Origin of the sequence: Psychrobacter proteolyticus, from assembly GCF_003350005.1 — a bacterium.
In the GTDB taxonomy this organism is placed as follows: domain Bacteria; phylum Pseudomonadota; class Gammaproteobacteria; order Pseudomonadales; family Moraxellaceae; genus Psychrobacter; species Psychrobacter proteolyticus.
In genome coordinates, this window is record NZ_QLKS01000001.1 from 869,845 (window position 1) to 891,399 (window position 21,555).

At 41.3% G+C, this 21,555-nt stretch carries 20 protein-coding genes and 1 tRNA gene; 5 read left to right on the forward strand and 16 right to left on the reverse strand.

What is annotated here, in order from left to right; genetic code table 11:
- Positions 1-28: 28 nt before the first annotated feature.
- Positions 29-1,267, reverse strand: a complete 1,239-nt coding sequence (locus DXK30_RS03555) for an argininosuccinate synthase (RefSeq protein ID WP_114700480.1) — start codon at positions 1,265-1,267, stop codon at positions 29-31.
- 335 nt (positions 1,268-1,602) lie between these two features.
- Here DXK30_RS03555 and pyrC point away from each other — a divergent pair, with 335 nt between their 5' ends.
- The 4 genes from pyrC (at position 1,603) to DXK30_RS03570 (ending at position 4,229) form a co-directional block, all read left to right on the forward strand.
- Entirely contained in the window at positions 1,603-2,673 is a 1,071-nt protein-coding gene (pyrC, locus tag DXK30_RS03560) for a dihydroorotase (protein ID WP_114700685.1), read from the forward strand.
- A 164-nt stretch (positions 2,674-2,837) separates the two neighbouring features.
- Positions 2,838-3,623 (forward strand): ribonuclease T, encoded by a 786-nt coding sequence (gene rnt, locus DXK30_RS03565; RefSeq protein WP_201507845.1) that lies wholly within the window; start codon positions 2,838-2,840, stop codon positions 3,621-3,623.
- A 280-nt stretch (positions 3,624-3,903) separates the two neighbouring features.
- Positions 3,904-4,101, forward strand: a complete 198-nt coding sequence (locus DXK30_RS12700) for a hypothetical protein (protein ID WP_134292217.1) — start codon at positions 3,904-3,906, stop codon at positions 4,099-4,101.
- Between the two features lie 52 nt (positions 4,102-4,153).
- A tRNA-Glu gene (locus tag DXK30_RS03570) sits at positions 4,154-4,229 on the forward strand.
- A gap of 238 nt (positions 4,230-4,467) precedes the next feature.
- On the opposite strand, the gene DXK30_RS03575 is transcribed toward DXK30_RS03570, so the two are convergent.
- The 11 genes from DXK30_RS03575 to DXK30_RS03625 form a co-directional block, all read right to left on the reverse strand.
- Positions 4,468-5,076, reverse strand: a complete 609-nt coding sequence (locus DXK30_RS03575; protein ID WP_114700481.1) for a BLUF domain-containing protein — start codon at positions 5,074-5,076, stop codon at positions 4,468-4,470.
- A 358-nt stretch (positions 5,077-5,434) separates the two neighbouring features.
- Positions 5,435-6,169, reverse strand: coding sequence for a 2-C-methyl-D-erythritol 4-phosphate cytidylyltransferase (gene ispD / locus DXK30_RS03580; RefSeq protein ID WP_227670790.1), 735 nt, complete (start codon positions 6,167-6,169; stop codon positions 5,435-5,437).
- A 167-nt stretch (positions 6,170-6,336) separates the two neighbouring features.
- A complete protein-coding gene (locus tag DXK30_RS03585) occupies positions 6,337-6,645 on the reverse strand; it encodes a septum formation initiator family protein (RefSeq protein ID WP_114700483.1) in 309 nt (102 codons plus the stop codon).
- A 153-nt stretch (positions 6,646-6,798) separates the two neighbouring features.
- The gene (gene eno / locus DXK30_RS03590) at positions 6,799-8,115 is read right to left on the reverse strand and encodes a phosphopyruvate hydratase (protein WP_057761174.1); all 1,317 of its coding nucleotides are present in this window, start codon (positions 8,113-8,115) and stop codon (positions 6,799-6,801) included.
- Positions 8,116-8,441: 326 nt separating this feature from the next.
- Positions 8,442-10,799, reverse strand: a complete 2,358-nt coding sequence (locus DXK30_RS03595; RefSeq protein WP_114700484.1) for a heavy metal translocating P-type ATPase — start codon at positions 10,797-10,799, stop codon at positions 8,442-8,444.
- A 268-nt stretch (positions 10,800-11,067) separates the two neighbouring features.
- Entirely contained in the window at positions 11,068-11,292 is a 225-nt protein-coding gene (locus DXK30_RS03600) for a heavy-metal-associated domain-containing protein (protein ID WP_114700485.1), read from the reverse strand.
- 254 nt (positions 11,293-11,546) lie between these two features.
- Positions 11,547-11,804, reverse strand: coding sequence for a heavy-metal-associated domain-containing protein (locus DXK30_RS03605; protein WP_114700486.1), 258 nt, complete (start codon positions 11,802-11,804; stop codon positions 11,547-11,549).
- 27 nt (positions 11,805-11,831) lie between these two features.
- Positions 11,832-12,707, reverse strand: coding sequence for a 3-deoxy-8-phosphooctulonate synthase (kdsA, locus tag DXK30_RS03610; RefSeq protein ID WP_114700487.1), 876 nt, complete (start codon positions 12,705-12,707; stop codon positions 11,832-11,834).
- A 234-nt stretch (positions 12,708-12,941) separates the two neighbouring features.
- Complete coding sequence (locus DXK30_RS03615; protein ID WP_114700488.1) at positions 12,942-14,576, reverse strand: CTP synthase; 1,635 nt, start codon at positions 14,574-14,576, stop codon at positions 12,942-12,944.
- Positions 14,577-14,768: 192 nt separating this feature from the next.
- On the reverse strand, positions 14,769-15,833 hold the full coding sequence (locus tag DXK30_RS03620) for a porin (protein WP_114700489.1): 1,065 nt from the start codon (positions 15,831-15,833) through the stop codon (positions 14,769-14,771).
- Positions 15,834-16,443: 610 nt separating this feature from the next.
- On the reverse strand, positions 16,444-18,642 hold the full coding sequence (locus tag DXK30_RS03625) for a malate synthase G (RefSeq protein WP_114700490.1): 2,199 nt from the start codon (positions 18,640-18,642) through the stop codon (positions 16,444-16,446).
- A 551-nt stretch (positions 18,643-19,193) separates the two neighbouring features.
- Between DXK30_RS03625 and miaE the strand changes: the two genes are divergently transcribed.
- On the forward strand, positions 19,194-19,991 hold the full coding sequence (gene miaE, locus DXK30_RS03630) for a tRNA-(ms[2]io[6]A)-hydroxylase (RefSeq protein ID WP_227670791.1): 798 nt from the start codon (positions 19,194-19,196) through the stop codon (positions 19,989-19,991).
- Between the two features lie 178 nt (positions 19,992-20,169).
- Here the strand turns inward: miaE and DXK30_RS03635 are convergent, their stop codons facing one another.
- From DXK30_RS03635 to DXK30_RS12755, 4 genes are all read right to left on the reverse strand, one after another.
- A complete protein-coding gene (locus DXK30_RS03635; protein ID WP_114700491.1) occupies positions 20,170-20,370 on the reverse strand; it encodes a hypothetical protein in 201 nt (66 codons plus the stop codon).
- A gap of 72 nt (positions 20,371-20,442) precedes the next feature.
- The gene (locus DXK30_RS03640) at positions 20,443-20,769 is read right to left on the reverse strand and encodes a hypothetical protein (protein ID WP_227670792.1); all 327 of its coding nucleotides are present in this window, start codon (positions 20,767-20,769) and stop codon (positions 20,443-20,445) included.
- 66 nt (positions 20,770-20,835) lie between these two features.
- Positions 20,836-21,102, reverse strand: a complete 267-nt coding sequence (locus tag DXK30_RS03645) for a hypothetical protein (RefSeq protein ID WP_114700492.1) — start codon at positions 21,100-21,102, stop codon at positions 20,836-20,838.
- 63 nt (positions 21,103-21,165) lie between these two features.
- A complete protein-coding gene (locus DXK30_RS12755) occupies positions 21,166-21,336 on the reverse strand; it encodes a hypothetical protein (protein WP_185156594.1) in 171 nt (56 codons plus the stop codon).
- Between the last annotated feature and the right edge of the window lie 219 nt (positions 21,337-21,555).

The window sequence follows — 21,555 nt, forward strand, 5'->3', positions numbered from 1 at the left end:
ATTCATTGGCTATCAGTAGCCAAAAAACTTACTTAGATAAATCACGACCACGGCTAGCTTCGATAGCTAAACGTAGACCATTTAGACGGATAAAGCCTTCTGCATCTTTTTGATCATAAGCGCCCGCATCATCTTCGAAAGTGGCGATTTTTTCATCAAATAATGAATCATCTGACTTACGACCAACAACGCTCACGCTACCTTTATACAGTTTTAAACGTACGGTACCGTTGACATACTCTTGTGATTTGTCAATCAATGCTTGTAGCATCATACGCTCAGGGCTGAACCAATAGCCATTGTAGATGATTTTTGCGTAGCGTGGCATTAGCTCATCTTTTAGATGGGCAGCTTCACGATCAAGCGTTAGTGATTCGATACCGCGATGCGCTTTTAGCATAATAGTACCCGCTGGCGTCTCGTAGCAACCACGTGACTTCATGCCGACGTAACGGTTTTCAACGATATCTAAACGGCCAATACCATGTTTGCCGCCGATTTCATTCAGCTTAATCATGACTTCATAAGGCTTAAGCGCTTCGCCATCGATAGCAACGATGTCGCCTTTTTCGTATTCTAGTTCTAGATACTGTGCTTCATCAGGTGCTTCTTCTGGGCTGACCGACCAGCGCCACATGTCATCTTCTGCTTCAGTATACGGTTCTTCTAGAACACCGCCTTCATAAGAGATATGCAGTAAGTTAGCATCCATTGAGTAAGGAGACTTTTTCTTATTGCCCGCATAATCAATGGCGATATCATGCTCTTCAGCATATTTCATCAAGCTTTCACGGCTTGATAGATCCCACTCACGCCAAGGAGCAATAGTCACTACGTCTGGTGACAAAGCGACAGCACCTAGCTCAAAACGAACTTGGTCATTACCTTTACCAGTCGCACCATGGCTGATGGCATCGGCGTTATGCTCTTTAGCAATCTCAACCAAGCGCTTGGCAATCAATGGACGAGCAATAGACGTACCTAATAAGTACTCACCTTCGTAAATGGCGTTAGCACGGAACATAGGGAATACATAATCACGAGCAAACTCTTCGCGTAAATCTTCGATATGAATATGCTTGATACCCATTGCCTGAGCTTTGGCTCGTGCTGGCTCAACTTCTTCGCCTTGACCGATATCAGCGGTAAAGGTGATTACTTCCGCATCATAAGTTTCTTGTAGCCATTTAGCGATGATTGAGGTATCAAGACCACCTGAATAAGCCAAGACGATTTTATTGATATTTTTTGGATCAAGTTGAGCCATGAATAACTCCCATTATGAAATATAGTTTTAAAAAAGGCGGCGAACAAATCGAAAGCAAGTCGAACGATAATTACTTGCTCAGTGTACATCATATTTACTATGGGCAAAAGTCTAACTGCCATAAGGCGTGTGCTTTTGGCTTAAATTCTAATTAACCTCATTTTTGCCACCAGAATTTAAACATCGTTTAAAGATAAGATATTAATCTTAGCTCGATGAATTATGTACAGATATTTAGCCTTATATTTAGTCAAGTGGGCAAATCTGTTATGATAGACCCACAATATCACACCCTTTTGTTTCCTTTATTTGACGATATAGAGCGCTTTGACACTATGACTGATTCGATTAGAGAATTGACCATCCTTCAGCCAGATGACTGGCATATTCATTTGCGTGACGATCTCGCCTTGAGCACGACCGTACCTCATGCAGCAAGCAGCTTTAACCGTGTTATCTGTATGCCAAACCTCGTGCCTCCAGTCAAAAATGTGCAGGATGCTATCGCCTACCGCGCCCGTATCATGGATCAATTAGCAGTGAGTGATTTAAGTCCTGAGCGCAAGTCAGCTTTTGATCCGCGTATGACTTTATACTTAACGGACAATACTACTGCCCATGATATTGAGGTCGCAGCGCAGTCAGGTATTGTACAAGCGGTCAAACTTTATCCTGCTGGGGCGACTACCAACTCTACAGATGGCGTTACCAACATCAATGCCTGTGTCGATGTATTTGAGGCACTAGAAAAGTACAAATTGCCATTGCTAATCCATGGCGAAGTGACCCAAGACCATATAGATATCTTTGATCGCGAAAAGCGTTTCTTAGATGAGGTGTTGGCACAAATTATCGTGAAATTCCCAACGTTAAAAATAGTAGTAGAGCATATCACTACGAGCGATGCGGCAGATTTTGTATTGGCACAAGGTAACCATGTTGCTGCGACTATTACGCCGCAGCATTTAATGTTTAACCGCAATCATCTGCTGGTTGGCGGCATCAAACCACATTTTTATTGCTTACCTATTTTAAAGCGTGAGAGTCATCAAAAAGTACTGTTAGATGTTGCCACTAGTGGCAATCCAAAGTTCTTCTTGGGTACTGACTCTGCGCCACATGCGACAGATAAAAAAGAAGCGGCTTGTGGTTGTGCCGGTTGCTATAGTGCAGCCACGGCGCTGCCCTTGTATGCGACCGCCTTTGATAGTGTTGGAAAAATAGACAAATTAGAAGGCTTCGCCAGTCGTTTTGGTGCCCAGTTCTACGGTCTACCTCTAAATAAAAGCACGATAACGCTTGTTAATACGCCTATGCAGGTGCCGACTGACTATCCTTATTTCGATGGTGCATCATTGACTCCCTTGATGGCAGGTGAGACGCTACCTTGGTCAATTAAGGCTTAACGCCCACAAAGCTTAACATTCAAAAGTGACCTATTATTTTATCCTATGACATTAATGATGCCTTTATACTAGACTTCTTGGTACTAAAGGTGCAGTTAATATCATAGGATGCTTATTTCTCATTCAATATATTAGTACGACTGATAAAAGTGATTTAACTTTATATGACCAATCAAAACATAGCGACCTTGCCTGACGAAGACTTATCAAATCTTAAATCTGCTAGTCTTGATGCTACTCTAAACACCTCCTCTGAAGATGCAGCCTCAGCGATAGATGAGCAAGCACCTATGGCCTTAAAAGACCGTTTTCGCAAGTTCTTGCCTGTCGTCGTCGACGTGGAAACAGCAGGTTTCAATGCCCAGACCGATGCCCTGTTAGAAATTGCCTGTATTCCCGTCTTACTGAATGAGCAAGGTGTATTTTATCCAGGTGAAGCTTTTAATGCTCATATCGAGCCTTTTGAAGGTGCGAACTTAGAGCCAAGTGCGCTTGCTTTTACCGGCATTGACCCTAAAAACCCAATGCGTAAAGCCATTGCGGAAGATGAAAAGACAGCATTGCGCCGAATCTTCAAAGGGTTAAAAGACGTACGCCGTGACGAAGAATGCCGTCAATGTGTCTTAATTGGGCACAATGCTCATTTTGACTTGGCTTTTTTGAATGCAGCTGTGCTACGAACCAATAGCAAAAATCACAATCCATTTCATAACTTTTCAGTATTCGATACCGTCACCTTATCAGCATTAGCATTTGGTCAAACTGTCTTAGCACGTGCTTGTAAAGCAGCAGGGTTAGAGTTTGATGGTAAGAATGCTCACTCAGCTCTGTATGACACTCAAAAGACTGCTGAGCTATTCTGTCATATACTAAATAACTATCCCATGTTGGCCAATGCGCTGCATAATGAAGACGTGAAAGAAGAGTCAACTGATAGCGACAGTCAATAAGTCACATATCCTATATTGCCAACCATACGTAATAGTGCTATTTGTAATACTTGATGACTTTGACATCTTGATTTGGCAATCAATAGGGATATGATTGATATCATAATAAATAGACGGAACTATTTATTGATTACAGACATGGTTGTTTTATTCGATATGAATAACTGTCTGATGATAAAATATCACTTTTAAGCGATGTAGTTATATCCTATAGATGGTTTAAGTTGCTCACACTGTCTTGATAGTAAGTATTATCAAGATTAATAGGAGGGACTTTATTATGGATCCACAGCTCAAGTTATGGGGCACCATTCTCGGTTATATGCTGCTTGCATTGACGATTAGCGCCTGTACTTCTTTATGGATTCGCTATCATTTAAAGCGAAATGACCTACATCCTCGTCGCGCAATTAAAAAAAGATATTTAATTTTAAAAAGACGTAGAAAAAGGCTTGACAGGAAGCGCCGACGCTATTAAAATACGCACCACTTCAGCATAAATGGTGAAAGCAGTTGAAGTGTTGTTACTAGTCCCCATCGTCTAGAGGCCTAGGACACCGCCCTTTCACGGCGGTAACGGGGGTTCGAATCCCCCTGGGGACGCCACTATTTGGCGTCACTTGTTAGCAATTTTGCTTAGCATCAGGTTAGACTAACAAGCGTACCACCAAAACCCAGTTCATAATATATTATGAACTGGGTTTTTTTATACCTGTTATTAAAAGCCAACTTATTCTTCTAAATAAAAAAGCCAGCATCGATTGAATGCTGGCTTTTTGTTTAGCTATATTATTAATTATGAATATAACTTGGCCTAATGCGAAACTTTGTTAGTATCTATCGATTACAGCAGCAACCATAGCAGTGTAGCAACTATCATTAGTCCCAACACTGTCTGGATTAGAAAGAATGCTTGATGCTCTCCTACCACCTTACTTAGAGTCACCCCTAACGTACTATATTTGACCGGCGGTGTATCAACACTAATTGTACTATTTTGCCCTTCATAATACCCTTGCAAAATATCTAAAAACTTTTGCCACTCATTAGCGTTCCATTCATCAGGCTTAAATGGCATCAACTTCTTGAGTTCAGGCTCTTTAGTCATCCAACGCTCAAGGGTAATAGAGCGTAATGACCAGCTAGCAAAACGACGTTTTGCAATCTCAGAAAAGTCTAAAATTTTCAGTTCTTTATGACGATCATCTAATAATAAACGATTTTTTAGATTGGTAAGTGCCTGCTCCGATCCTTCAACACATTGTAAAAAGTTGCCATTACCATAGCAAAGAATACCAGTAATATTATCGATTAGATTACGCTCAATAGCAATTTCTGAAATATCGTTAAGTGTACTAGGACTTGCTAGACCAGCAGAAGTAATCCGGCTTATGTATACAAACTGGTAGAGACCTGTCGTTACTGGATTTGATGAATCATTGATTGTTGACAATCAGCTTCTCCCTATTATTAGGTAAATATTGCTAAAACAATCATATTAACTTCAGAAAAAATATAGAGACGAGGCAGATGCTTCTAACAAGCCAACCTAGTATATTATTGATTTTATAAGCTTTTATTTTAATTGTATTAAGATGGTTACATCATAGTTTAGTTTGGTCATCAAAGCAACCTATTCTTAATTAATAACCTTGCTTATATACAAAAAATATGTTTTAAAATATATTATATATTAAATTAATATATCTTAACTTCTATTGAGGCTCGAACTTGCCGTAAAATTGATGCGATATTGACAGTCATTACCTTAAACTATCTGATATAAGCGCGAAGCAAATCTATAAATTTGATTAATATGAAGATTGGATATTAAGAATTGCTGCCAGTAAAATGGCGTCATCAGGATACGTAAGCTTGATGTTTTGTCGACTACCAGGCACCAAACGTATAGGTAGATCTAAGTGCTCAAAAGCACTGGCCTCATCTGTGATGCTAAGCTGATGCTCAAACACATGATTTAGGACTTTTTTTAATTGACCTAAGCGAAATACTTGCGGGGTTTGTGCTTGCCACATATTGCTACGATCAATGGTAGATTTGGTATAAGAATGTGGACGACTCTCTTCTGTAGTCGTAGCTTGCTGGTAGGAAGCCTTTAACGTATCCGCTACTGGTGTTGCTAGAATAGCGCCATAAGGCTCCAACATCGACGCTTCAATCACTTGATCGATATCTGAACTTGGTACAGCGGGACGTGCTGCATCATGAATAAGCACCAAATCTGAATCATCAGCACCTGTCTGACTAATCGCCTCAACGCCTGCTTGTACTGACTGCCAACGCTCTGCTCCGCCGACTGCGTAGCGTATAGGAAGTGCAAACTCTAATTGTTGAGCCGTGCTGTCATCGGCTGATATGACCAATAGACATCTATCGATGTAATCACTACAAGCAAGTCGTGCCACACTATGCTGCAATAGCGTCTGACCTTCTAGCATTGTATATTGTTTGGCGATAGACGCACCAAAACGGCTGCCGCGACCAGCTGCAACGATCATGGCATGTATATTAGGGATTGTATTCATAGTAGTGTACTCATGGTTTAAGCCCATGACAGTATATGTAGAGAGGATCAAAGCAGGTATTAAGTATGATGAATGATGTTAGATATCAACATTATGATGCTGCATCATGAAAATTAATTCATGTCGTAAAAGCTAGTGTATTCGTAAAAGCTAGTGTGTTTATAAAGCTAATAGTTGCTGTGCGTGGTTGGTGCGGTAGATACTTGGACAAAAGTCTCATTGGGTTTGATTAAACCTAAATCTAAGCGAGCATGCTCTTCTACGGCCTCAAGCCCAGTTTTCAAATCTTGAACATCGGTGCGTAATAAATTATTTGCTGCAACTTGATTGTCATTCAAGCGTTGTTGTTCTTCAATTTGAACCGTCAATTTGCTGTGTTCAAAGCGCCCATTTTCACCCAACCAATACTGATATTGCAACCCTAAAAGCACTGCAACGGCTAAAGCAAGTAGTATAAATTGGCTAAAATATTTCATAAGATGACAACGCCAAACGGTATAAAAGAAGGATAGTGAAATTTAAGCTGATTAGGCGATATATAAATGGTTATATATCGCCTAAATATTAACTTCAGCTGATGAGTCTAGGTTTTTTAATGGATATTACACCTTAAAAAGCCAGTCAGACTCTTAGCCACGTAGACCGATAAACTCTTCACGGCCACGGTAGCTTGCACGTACTTGCTGCTCGATACGTAGCAATTGGTTGTACTTCGCTACGCGGTCTGAACGGCATAGTGAGCCAGTTTTGATCTGGCCTGCAGCAGTACCAACAGCCAAGTCTGCAATGGTGCTGTCTTCAGTTTCACCTGAACGATGTGAAATAATAGTTGCATAGCCATTTTTCTTAGCCATATAAATCGCATCTAGCGTTTCTGACAAGGTGCCAATTTGGTTAAATTTAATCAAAATAGCATTAGCAATATGTTTATCGATACCTTCTTGCAAGATTGCAGGATTGGTTACGAACAAATCATCACCAACCAATTGGACTTTATCGCCAATTTGTTCGGTCAGATACTTCCAACCATCCCAATCCGACTCATCAAGACCATCTTCGATAGAGATAATAGGATACTGACGTGCCAGCCCAACTAGATAGTCTGAGAACCCTTGGCTATCAAAGGCTTTATTACCTTCGCCTGCCAAAACGTATTGACCATTTTTGTAAAATTCACTAGCCGCACAATCTAGCGCAAGGTGGATATCTTCACCAGCTTTGTAGCCAACTTGTTCAATCGCCTGCATAATAACCGTGATGGCTTCTTCGTTACTACGTAAGTTCGGTGCAAAACCACCTTCATCACCAACGGCAGTGTTTAGACCTTGTGATTTCAATACTGACTTCAAGCTATGAAAAATCTCTGTACCAGCACGCAGCGCTTCTGAGAAGCTAGTGAAGCCTACAGGCTCAATCATAAACTCTTGAATATCAACGGTGTTGTCCGCGTGCTCGCCACCGTTCAAGATATTCATCATCGGTACAGGCATGGTCAACGACGTTTGATTACGTAGATTGGCAATGTATTGATGTAATGGCAGATTCTGTGACTTGGCTGCCGCTTTGGCCGTCGCAAGTGACACAGCTAGCATGGCATTGGCACCCAAGCTTTCTTTGTTTTCTGTACCATCTAGCGCAATCATGGCATCATCAATGGCCTGTTGCTCAGTCACATCTTTGTCAATCAAGGCGCTGCGGATTTGACTGTTGACATTAGAAACGGCTTTTTTGACGCCTTTACCCATAAAGCGGGTCTTGTCGCCATCACGTAGCTCAAGCGCTTCACGTGAGCCTGTTGATGCGCCACTTGGAGCAGCAGCACGGCCGACAGTACCGTCAGCTAAAATAACATCAGCTTCGATAGTTGGGTTGCCGCGCGAGTCTAAAATTTCACGAGCGCGAATGTCTTTAATTGCGGTGACGTTGTTGGTTTCTTCAGCGTACATAATGTCTGTTAATTCCTTTGGTCATGCCAAGTTTGTGAGATAAATAACGGCAGCTAGCATACAAAAAAGATAAAGCAAAATATCGTATAGCACATAATCCTAAAAACCCTTCATACCTTTCTATCTTGTGGCTATCGTTATCTAGCAATTAGAGGGATATAAAGCATATTAATAGTCGGCTATAGTGCTTGGCATCATAGCATATATTTTACCAAACTTCCCTTATCTTACACCGACTTGCCGTCATAAAAACAATCTTAGAGATACATATATGCGATGGCTATCTGTTTTATATTTATAAAATACCTAAGCAAATATGATAGCTACTATTTCGCTATGCGTTTTTTATCCGTATGAGAGGTTGATATCGTATTATCTAGCTCAACCTCTGTCTTAAACCGTGTCAATCGTAGTGCATTCATGAGTACTGAGATGGAGCTAAGTGCCATAGCAGCGGCAGCAATCATCGGATTTAAAAACCCAAACGCAGCAAGCGGAATACCAAGACAGTTATAAATGAAGGCAAAAAATAGATTTTGTTTAATATTGCGTAGTGTCGCTTGAGCGATTTTTTGTGCCGCATCGATATGCATGAGCGACTCACCCATTAGACGTGCAGAGGCACTATGCTGAGCGACATCAGTCCCCTCAAACATCGCAAAGCTAGCATCGGCAGTAGCCATCGCTGGCGCATCGTTGACGCCGTCTCCTGCCATCGCTACCTTATGACCAGCAGTTTGCAATAGTGCAATTTGACTGGCCTTGTCACGTGGACTCATCTTGCCATAAGCCTTATCAATACCCAACTGTCCTGCTACATGATCGACGACGGACTGCTTATCACCACTCATCAAAATGACATTGATACCCGCATCTTGTAGTGCAGCGATTGCTTGCGGCGTATCTGCCTTTAAGTCATCGGCTAGTGCAAACGCACCTAGTGGCTCATCATTGATACTAATCGCAACGGTACTGGCAATTTGCCATACTTTTGGCATGAATCTTGGCAACGTCAAGTTCGCAAACTCTGCCGTACCCACTTTTATCAGCCCAAGACCTTCGATATTTGCTTGTATACCAGCGCCTTTTATCACACTGATGTCAGTCACATTAAATAGAGACAGTTGACGGTCTTTAGCTGTGTTTACCAGAGCAGTTGCTAATGGATGACTGGCATGCGCCTCGACACTGGCCGCAATCTGCAATACATCATCCACAGCAAGCGATTTATCCACCATGACATGATCGACGATAGTAGGTTTACCAATCGTCAATGTGCCTGTTTTATCGAGTACTACTGTATCAATATTACCTGCTGCTTCAAGACTTTGTGCATCCTTGAACCACACACCATGACGCGCGGCAACGCCCATACCAGCCATGATCGCCGCTGGCGTGGCCAAACCAAGCGCACAAGGACAAGCAATGACCAATACCGATACCGCGTGCATTAGTGCAGTATCAATCATACCTGTTAGCCACCATGTGACCCCAAAAGTAACCAACGCAATCGTTACCACTACAGGGACAAAAATAGCCGTTACTCGATCCGCGAGACGCGCTAGATTGGCTTTTGAGCCTTGTGCATCACTCAACGCTTGTACCATATCGCCGAGTTTCGTATCACTGCCCTTTGCACTGACACGATACAGTAGACTGCCATTCTCTACCAAGGCACCTGCCAGCAATCCATCGCCTTGCTCTTTCTTGAGTGCGACTGATTCGCCAGTTAAATGACTCTCCACGCACCAACCGCTGCCTTCTATGACGGTACCATCTGTAGCGACGCGACTGCCTTGCTTTGCACGTAGGATGTCACCTACTTGTACATCAGACAACGCAATATTGTGAAATTCACCATTTGGCTGCTGCTGCTCTACTTCATCAGGTGTCAATGACAATAGTAAATCAATACTGTTTAGGCTGTGCTTCTTGGTACGTTCCTCAAGATATTTACCTGTACGCACAAAGGCAATGACCATCACCCCTGCTTCAAAATATACGGCTGGGCTGTTACTAGCACCGTGTCCACCCAAATGCCCACTTTGCAATAGGCTGTTTAAAGTACCATCGCCGTGCGTGAGCCAAAGGTAAGTCGAATATACCCATATCGTCACGGTACCAATGACCACCAGCACATCCATATTGGCAAGGCCACCTTTTATAGATGCCCATGCGCTCTTATAAAACGGCAATGCCAAGCCAAACTGTACTACAGTCGCTAAAATAAATTGCACCCAGACTGGCAGCATCCACGCCATACCAAAACCCGCCAACATACCTGCCATACCCACCAAAAATGGCACCAAACAAACCCATAATCCGATTAAACGCCATGGGTATTGAGTCGCGGTATCTTCGTCAGTCTGGGCAAACAAGCTATCGGCTGCCTGCACATTAGCCACAAAACCTGTTTTATTCACCCACTCCGTCACCTGTTCGGGCGTCGTTTGGGTTGGATCATAATCAACATTGGCAGTCTCGCCAGCAAAACTCACACTTACCTCGTACACCGAAGGCTTTTTGTTAAGCACCTTCTCGATTCTTGAGGCGCAGGCCTGACAAGTCATGCCATCAATCGCCAATTGCAAATGCGCGCGTTGCGGTGTCAATGGCGTGTCGGACTCAACATCAGTTTCGACATCATAAGACTCATCTTTGGTAGTACGGGTGGTATCGTTCATAAATAAAACTCGTCATGGTGCCTATAAATTTGTAGGAACCACGATAAAATATCAGTGGGTGGGCAAAAAATTCAAATAAAGCAATTAGGTAATATCGTATTCAGTATGAGTATTTTAGACAAAGTAGCAATGTAGCAATGTAGCAATGTAGCAATGTAGCAATATATCAAAGTATCGAGACTGAATACTCGTAATCGTTAATCATTAAAAAACCAGCTATCATGCTTGTAATAACATGTTAGCTGGTTCTTTACATAGAAGATGAGATTTATGAGTTAGCAACTGTCGCCTCAAATCCCGCATCGTCGATAACTGAAGCAATAGCCTCTGCACTGGTTTTGTTATCATCAAAGGTTATCGTCGCTAGGTTATCAGCGAGGTCAACGGTAATAGTTTCTAATCCATCAATATCGGCTGTTGCTGTATGTACGCTTGCTACGCATCCGCCACAAGTCATACCGTCAATTTTAATAATACGTGTTTGATCTGCCATATTGGGCTCCTTATTTTTATTAGTAATGAGCAACTCTAATAGTGATTCTGTTAATACTTACTTTGATATCTTTTAAGTTATCAAAGTAAGAGCAACTATCAAAGCTACATTAAATAAGCATAAGCCCTATTATCCTCGACAACAAGACCGTTTGGTTGTTGCTTTATTAACGAAATGCTATTAACGAGACAGGAACTTATTAATAAAAACGTAAAAGAGCGCATCGACAAGTTTATAACAATAGCTATTTGTGATTATAAATCGTTATGGTGCGGGTTCTGCGGTGAATCAATCGGAAATGGCTGAGTCACATAATCCACCATACTAATCGCTGCTGTTAAGGCATGGATACTAGTATCTGTATCATCATAGCTTACCGTTGCGACATTATGCTTAGGATCCAAATTAATAGCCGTCACGCCTGAGATCTTTTTAAGAGCGGTCATCACACTATCTATGCCTTCTGCATCATCGATATTTTCGATGCTTACTTGCGCCATCTGAATTGCCATTGTATAGCCCTCTTATTACGTACCGTATCAATGAGTATCCAATACTTCAAAACCTTTGACCAAATCATCAATTTGCTTAAGTTGACGTAAGAACGGCTCTAGTTGGCTCATACGCAGCGCACATGGACCATCACACTTTGCAGTTTCTGGGCTTGGATGCGCTTCTAAAAACAACCCTGCCAACCCTGTAGCCATACCTGCACGGGCAAGCGTTGTAATCTGCTCACGACGTCCACCAGCACTATCACTACGTGCACCTGGTTGTTGTAAGCTATGCGTCACGTCAAAGAATACCGGTATATCCATCTGCTTCATGGTATCAAAACCAAGCATATCCACGACCAGATTATTATAGCCAAAGGCACTACCACGCTCACAAAGTATCAATTTGTCATTACCACCTTCTAAGCACTTATTAACAATATGACGCATCTCGTGAGGAGCCAAAAACTGCGCCTTTTTGATATTAATAATGGCATCTGTTTTTGCCATCGCATGCACTAGATCCGTCTGACGTGACAAAAATGCAGGTAGCTGAATAATATCAGCCACTTCAGCAACTGGTGCTGCTTGATGTGGTTCATGCACATCAGTGATAATCGGTACTTGGAACTTTTCTTTGATCTGACCTAGCCAATCGATACCCTGCTCTAAACCAGGCCCACGATACGAATGCAGACTTGAGCGGTTGGCTTTATCAAAGCTCGCTTTAAAAACATAGCCAATACCCAAGCGCTTGCAAATATCAACATACTGCTCAGCAATCTCAAATGCCAATTCTTTAGACTCTAAAACATTCATACCACCAAACAATACAAAAGGCTGATCGTTACCAATGTTAATCGTATCGTTGTTAGGAGTGTTGAGCGTGATATGTGATTGTGCGGTCAATAAGTTTTCCATGAAGCCATTACCTCTTATTTTATTATTAATATCTCTATCCCATATTGTAACCGATAGGCTGATTAAAAAAAGTATGCAAGCGTAATTAGACCCTATTAATGAGGATGTTGACTCTTTAATAATGTCCAGCAGTTTGAATTAAGCAAAAAAAAAGACCAATCCGAAGATCAGTCTTTTTTATAATAAATACTTTTACCTTGCACTACATTATATAGAGTTACTCTATTATAAGAACTACTTTGTTTCGCTGTGGTTCTTAGCGGCTTTTACAAAGCTATTAAATAGTGGATGACCACCACGTGGTGAGCTAGTGAACTCTGGATGAAACTGTACAGCAACGAACCATGGGTGCTCAGAAATCTCAACCGATTCTACCAAATGCTGCTTGGCAGAATAACCAGATATGGTCATACCTGCTTGCTCTAGCGGCTCGATATAACGGTTATTCATCTCATAACGATGGCGATGGCGCTCAGTAATATTGCTAGCGCCGTAAATTTGGCTTAGCTTACTACCAGAAACTAGCTCTGCTTGCTGTGCGCCTAGACGCATCGTGCCACCAAGGTCTGAATCATCACTACGAATCTGTAGCTCGCCGCGCTCATCTAACCATTCAGTGATAAGACCAATGATAGGCTCAGCTGTCTTACGATCAAACTCAGAAGAGTTGGCGTTAATGTTAAGTACGTTACGCGCATACTCGATCACAGCCAACTGCATACCAAGACAAATGCCTAGATACGGAACGTTGTTTTCACGAGCATAAGTGATGGCTTTTATCTTGCCCATCGTACCGCGCTCACCGAAACCGCCTGGTACTAAGATAGCATCAGCATCGTTTAGCTGCGCAAGCAAAGTATCGTCATCTTCTAGACGTTCAGCATCGATGTAGTCAATCTTCACGTCTACTTTATGAGTGATACCTGCGTGAAGCAATGCTTCGTTAATAGATTTATAAGCATCTGGAAGCTCAACATATTTGCCAACCATCGCAACAGTAACTGTTCCTTCTGGATTCAACTGTGCTTCAACCACTTTATCCCAATCGCTCAAATCAGCTTCAGGCACATCAAGACCGAAACGCTCACAGATGAGATCATCAAGATCTTGCTCGTGTAATGTGCGCGGTATCTGATAGATACTTTGCGCATCTTCACACATGATGACCGCACGCTCTTCAACGTTAGTAAATAGCGCAATCTTGCGACGGTTGTCTGGTGAAATGTGATGGTCAGAGCGGCAGATTAGGATATCAGGCTGTAAGCCAATAGAGCGTAACTCTTTTACTGAGTGCTGCGTTGGCTTAGTTTTGGTTTCACCTGCACTAGCAATATATGGTACCAATGTTAGATGCATTAACATGGCTCTATTACGGCCAAGTTCTACTTGCATCTGACGCACGGCTTCCATAAAAGGAAGTGATTCGATATCACCAACCGTACCGCCAATTTCGATAATCGCGATATCATATCCTTCGCCACTGGCAAGGATTTTGTTTTTAATTTCATCAGTAATATGTGGAATAACCTGTACGGTGCCGCCTAGATACTCACCACGGCGCTCTTTATTCAAAACATTCTGATAAATACGGCCACTGGTGAAGTTATTACTTTTACTCATTTTTGAATGACGTAAAAAACGCTCGTAATAACCTAAATCCAAATCGGTCTCTGCGCCATCTTCGGTGACGAATACTTCACCATGCTGAAATGGACTCATTGTACCTGGATCGACGTTGATATACGGATCCATTTTGGTCATCGTGACAGTCACGCCACGTGCTTCTAAGACCGCTGCAAGAGAAGCTGCGGTGATACCTTTTCCTAGTGAGGACACTACCCCACCGGTCACGAATATAAACTTGGTCATAGTACTCTGTCGGTAATTGGTAAAGAAGGATTTTACTAAAAATATGCCATAAAATATAGGGCAAAAATGCAAACTGTCTGAAACTCTTATGTTTTCGTGCTGGTAGCAAACATTTTTCTATTATTAAAACGCTGCACAACAAAAAACTCACCCCGAAGGATGAGTTTTTTTAAAATCAGATTCTAGTTTTTACTAGAACAAGTATTCTAGACCAGTACCAACTACGACTACTTGTGCATCGCCTCTTACACCAGTAAGTATAGGGTCTTCGTTAGTGCCTGAATTGTATTCATAGCCAACATTATCAGCATTGTTTACGCCAGCATAGGCATGAGCAATGATGTTATCTTTAAACATATATTTACCACCAACAACGATTTGATCAGAATCAGCGTTATCAACGCCATCTAAGTTGTTAGTTTTGTTGTATTGTGCATATAAAGATGCTGGACGGGCAAAGTTATTTAGACCCATTTGAGCACTAACAACTAGACCTTTCTCTTTTTCAGAGCCGTAGTCATAATCGCCTACTTGGTATAGTGCGCCTAGCTGTACTGGATAAGCCATGTACTTGCCTAAATCAACAGTAGCAGTACCACGGATGATGTCACCATCGATGTTTTGGTCTTTATCGTATGCAACACCAGCTGTGAAACCAGTACCTTGATCGAATAACATCGCAACACCAAAACCAGCATCATCGTTACCATTCTGATCATCAGAGCTATACATAGCAGACAACTGTAGTGGTAGACCGTCATACTTTGGTGCAGTCCAAATGACTGAACTATTGATACGGCCGCTATCCGCCATGTTTAGAGCACTAACAACTTCGCTTTCATTTTCAGTTTGGCCTAGGTTATCCCAGTAACCTTGGTTAACAACCACGTTATCGATACGAGCTAGGCTTGATTGGTTTTTACCAACACGGAACTCACCAAACTGCTTGTTTACAACACCTAGATATGTGTCACGGTTAGTAAAAGTAGCGTTATCGCCATCAATGCTTGTGCCATACTCTAGACGGTAAATAACATCAGTATTAGCAGTCATGGCTTCAGAACCTTTAAGACCAATACGTGAAGCATGAGAGTTAATGTTTACAGTATCTTCATCATACATGTTGCCAGCAGGGCCATCAAATTCAGCATTCTCATAGTCAGCTGCTAGAAAAGCTTTACCATATAGAGTTGGTGCTGCATTGGCTGCAGATACAGATAGGGCTGCGATTGCTGTAGCTAAAAGTAGTTTTTTCATGGGGTATCTCCACTTTACAATTGTAGTAATGAGCAAGCTATTATTAGCTGGCGCCCATAATGGTATCGTCACAAATCCTCAAAGATATAATGTGTAACTGGCTACCGAGATTAGTCAGAAACAAGTGTGGCGAAGTTCTATTACAGTAAGATGAAAAAAACCATGATTTACATAACTGGGATTAAAAAAGTAACTGCCATGTAATCTTTAGTTTTTATCCTTCCTTTGCGTAACATCCGTTACCAAACTCATACTTCGAGTACAAGCATAACAACTTTGACATAATTTGCAACATATTTTTTTGCCTTTTCGATACAGCTCTTATCAAATAACAGACGCTTTATTTTATTTGAACGATTGTGAAAAAACTTCTACTTACTCAATTAGATACGAATAATATTGGTTAATACGATTACTAATATTCTTAAATTTTCATAATAAACATCAAATAATTGTCCAAAGTAAAACGCTATTTACTCATAAATAAACAGCGCTAATTAAGGAGTTGATAATCCATTTGAGCAGATTTATTAGTTACAAATGAGCAAGACTAACTATTATACTTACTCATCTAGTATGCTCAAATAGGTGTCATATTTATTCTATGGTTCTAAGCGTTTGCTTTAAGATCCAGACGTGCTTGATGCAACAATGGCTCAGTATAACCACTAGGCTGCGCGCGTCCTTTGAATACTAAATCGCAGGCGGCTTTGAATGCATAAGAGCTATCCAAGTTATCTGCCATCGATTGATAGTCATCATCGCCTGCATTTTGTTCATCAACGACCTTGGCCATGCGTTTCATCGTATCTATCACTTGCTGCTCACTAACCACGCCATGATGCAACCAGTTAGCAATATGTTGGCTTGAGATACGCAAAGTAGCACGATCTTCCATGAGACCGACATCGTTGATATCAGGCACCTTGGAGCAACCAACGCCTTGATTTACCCAGCGTACGACATAACCCAAGATACCTTGAGCATTGTTTTCAAGCTCTTGCTGCTTTTCTTCGTCAGTCCAGTCGGTATTTTTTGCTAATGGAATGGTCAAGATGTCATCCAAGCTAGCACGCTCGCGTGATTTTAGCGTGTCTTGTACATCAGCCACGCTCACTTGATGATAGTGTATGCTATGCAAGGTAGCGCCCGTTGGGGATGGTACCCACGCAGTGCTGGCACCAGACTTAGGATGAGCAGCCTTAGTATCCATCATCTCTTTCATCTCATCAGGCTTAGCCCACATGCCCTTACCGATTTGCGCGCGACCTTGTAGGCCTGTCTCTAGGCCGATATCGACGTTCCACTGCTCATAAGCAGGCTGCCATGCTTGCGATTTCATCTCGCCTTTTGGTACAAATGGACCTGCATTCATGCTGGTATGCATCTCATCACCAGTACGGTCTAAGAAACCTGTGTTAATGAATATAACGCGCTCTTTGGCTTGGCGGATTGCTTCTTTTAAGTTGACCGTCATACGGCGCTCTTCATCCATGATGCCGATTTTGAGCGTATTGCGTTCTAGACCTAACAAGTCTTCTGACGCATTAAATAAGTCATTAGCCATTTTAACTTCTTCAGGACCATGCATTTTTGGCTTCACGATATACATTGAGCCTTGACGTGAGTTTGATAGCTCGTTTTTGCCTTTAATATCATTAAGTGATAATAGTGGCGTGATTAAACCATCCATTAAGCCTTCAAATATTTGCTCTTGACCATCACCAAAATCGACCAAAATAGCAGGATTCTGCATCAAGTGACCGACGTTACGAATTAATAATAGCGAACGACCTGGCAAGATCAGCTTGCCACCATCTGGCGTGTTATATTCACGATCTGGGTTTTGCTTGCGTGTACGCGTTTTGCCGCCTTTTTCAAAGGTTTCCTGTAGGTCGCTATTCATCAAGCCAAGCCAATTACGATAAACTTCGACTTTCTCTGCTGCATCTACAGCAGCGACTGAATCTTCACAATCCTGAATGGCTGTCATGGCCGATTCAAGCAGTACATCCTTGATATTTGCTGGATCGTCTTTACCCACTGGATGATTACTATCGATTTGAATCTCAGCATGCAAGCCGTTGTTCTTTAACAGTACACCTGTAGGAGCTTCAGCGTCACCGACAAAACCGACAAACTTAGCCGTATCTTTTAGCTCAGTACTGCTATCACCTTGTACGACTTCTAGCTTGCCATCGACTACTTTAAAACCAGTCACATCATTGTAAGAACCTGATGCTAATGTAAAGTGCTCATCTAAGAACGCTTTGGCGTAAGCCACAACAGCAGCGCCGCGAGTAGGATTATAGCTACCACCCGCTTCTTGGCCATTATCACTGCTGATAACATCGGTACCATACAACGCATCGTATAAACTACCCCATCGTGCGTTGGTCGCGTTAAGCGCATAACGAGCATTACGAACTGGTACGACCAGCTGCGGCCCTGCGATGTGCGCGATTTCGTCATCGACGTTTTTGGTATCAACCGTAAATGCTTCGCCTTCAGGTAGCAAATAACCAATTTCTTGTAGGAATGTCTTATAAGCTGGATAGTCGATTTCACCATCTTTTGCAGGATTATCTAAGTGCCATTGGTCAATTTGCGCTTGAATCTTGTCACGAGTTTCCAATAGTGCTTTATTGCGAGGGGTAAACTCTTTAATAACCTTTTCGAAACCTGACCAATAATCGTCTGAATCCACACCGACTTTCGGTAGCACTTCGTTTTCAATAAAGTCATATAACTGCTGATCGATGGCAAGACTGCCTTTTTGAATACGATTGGTGTTAGAAGACTGGCTCATATTGTTATCCTTATCTGCTCGTGAGGGGTACTAATACTGAGTTGTGACAGTAACTGTTTAAGATTTTTTAATCTTGTGAGGTTTTAAACGTTCATATCTCATTCATTGTGGAATCTTTGATTCTCTAATTTTTCTACAAAGATATATCTACAATTTTTATGTTCTAATAAAAGGTAATCTATTGATATCAGGTTTGCTCTTTACTAATAGCACATCATAAAAGTAAGACGAAATGCTTAAATAGCAAAATCTCATCCTACTATCAAATAATGAAATTAACAAGGAAACACCATTCACTAAGTAAATACTTAGGCTGTTTAATAATGATAATGTATAAGCGGCCTACTCTAAGAGCTATAATCATCATCTAGGAAATAGATGCAGCAACGTTAATATAAACAGTAAGTAATCATTAACACCTTTAATTATGCTTAACCGTTATCTATTAATAAACACCTATTGATGACTGTCAGTTATTTAGCATCGTATCTAGGTCAGACTAACGATATAATTACTCGTATTACCATTCATAAATAAAGCTTCCTTAGACTATGACTATCAATCAACAAGACCTCGCAACATTACAATCAACAGCAAATACTATAGATAACGATAGTATCGAGAAAAAATCTGTCGAAGAAAATGTTTCTCAAACTGTAAATAATAGTGCTGAAGCAAATCTAACCGAAAAAGAGCTGCCTGAAGAAGATAGCATCGATATTACGCATCTACGTACTCCTATAAAGGTAGACTTATCTCCTGTTTACAACTTCTTAGGGGCTCGAACCACGCAAGCTTGGGTAAATGCTGCGATTGAAAACCTACCTATGATCATTCAAGACCATGCCAACTGCGAAAAAAAGGCCGCTGGTACTGCGATGAATTTGATATTTCGTTATGAGTTCTCGTATGACTTGCAGCGTAAACTCGCACAGCTGATACGAGAAGAGATGCTGCACTACGAGCAAGTACTGGGTATCATGAATGAGCGCGGTCAAGAGTGGAAATATCTAAGTGCTGGACGCTACGCCAAAGGTATGTTGAAGCACAAACGCACTTACGAGCCAGCAGCAATGGTTGATGTATTAATAATTGGGGCATTTATTGAGGCGCGCTCTTGTGAGCGTTTTGCAGCATTGGCCGAAGTCATCGATGATGAGCGTTTGGCAAAATATTATCGTTATCTACTCAAGTCAGAGAGCCGTCATTTCGAAGATTATCTTGCGCTTGCTCAATCATTGTCAGATGAGAATATAGACGAGCGAGTCGCGTTCTTTAAAGAAGTAGAAGCTGAATTAATCAGTAGCCCAGATGCTGAGCTACGCTTTCACAGTGGTACACCTGCTTAAAGCACATGCCTTACCTAAATATATTTACCTATATAATGTAAAACCGAAAATGTAGGAAGCAAAAAAAGGCACTGTGTTTGATATGAGTTATATACTCTTACCAAACACAGTGCCTTTTTATCTATGTACAAATGCCTATTTATGTACAAATACTAATAGCTATTTATATAGTGAATTCTTACTTGTCATCTTCCATCAATGGACTATCATACTGTTTGTTACTCTTAGCGACATTATGCGGATCATGGTCTTCCGTAGCCTTTTCTGCTGCAGCTGGATTTACCTTTTGTAATGCATCATCAGGGACAATACCATTATTATCATCTGCATCTTTCAAATTATGATCGTTGTTAACGCTTTCATTATGTGAGTTATTCATTGGTACTCCCTACTATGATAATTACTCGTCTAATCCCAAAAACTCTATATATGTGTCGAAATTTATACCTATTTAATCTTTCTCATCAGGATTTAAGATACGAGTTTGTGCGTTATCAATGTTGGCATAACGATTCAAATCATTAATACCTTCACTCTTTGGTGCTGCACTACCGACAGTATCTTCATTAATATTATCGTCAAATGCGGTACTTCCTTCTTGATCACGACGATCTGGTTGGCGCGCTGGATTGTCATTATCATTTACGTGTTCTGAGTCGACAACAGACTCATCAAAAGTATCAGTTCCTTTGTTCTCAGTGGTATTTCTCTCAATTGCACTATGATCGTCAGATCCTAGTACTTTTTTCTTGTCTATTGCTGAGTCTTTGGCTTGCATTATCATATCCTCTTTTTATATTTATAATTTTGTCGATTTGGTTAGCACACTGTTATCTGTAACCCTTTACTCATTACCTTTTTGGCTCAAGTCGTAGGCACTTAGTTCTGCTGCATTCTTGCCACCAGCTGGAAGATTCTCTTCTTTACGTGGATCAGCATAAACCTCGTCTGTCTCTTGTGAGTCTTGCTCAGGGCCATCAATTTCAGGCTTGTGCTTGCGCCCTGCATAGCTATCTTTAGGGTTTTCTAGTTCATTATCAGCAGGGTCATCCACGATTACTTTTTCTTCTGTTTCCGTTGCTACTGGTGCTATAGATTCTTGCATAGTCATGGCGCGTCCCTCGCTTTATTATTGGTTATTATTAATTATTAGGTAGATGTTCGATGTTATAGATTACTTATCAGTACGTAAATCATCATCGATAAAAGGCGTTTGCTCTTCTTCGCTTAATGATTCAGGAGCGTCGACTTTTTTATTCTCTGCTAAGTTCTTCTCAACTTCCTGACCATTTACCTGTTCTGCAGCTTGCTTGATATCTGAATTGTCATCATTAGTAGTACTCATGATTTATTTCCTATTATTATGATTTTATTAAATTGTTTTGAACTTGTACCAACGCTCAAATAAGTAGCCAATACTTATCAAGTAGCGTCATAATTGATATTAATTATAGGTTTTACCTTGGGTAATGCACCAGTGTACTGCCGTATCAATATGTGAATAATTGTGAGGTTGCAAGTCAGTTTGTAACTTTTGCAATTGGTGAGAACAAAAAAACCAAGC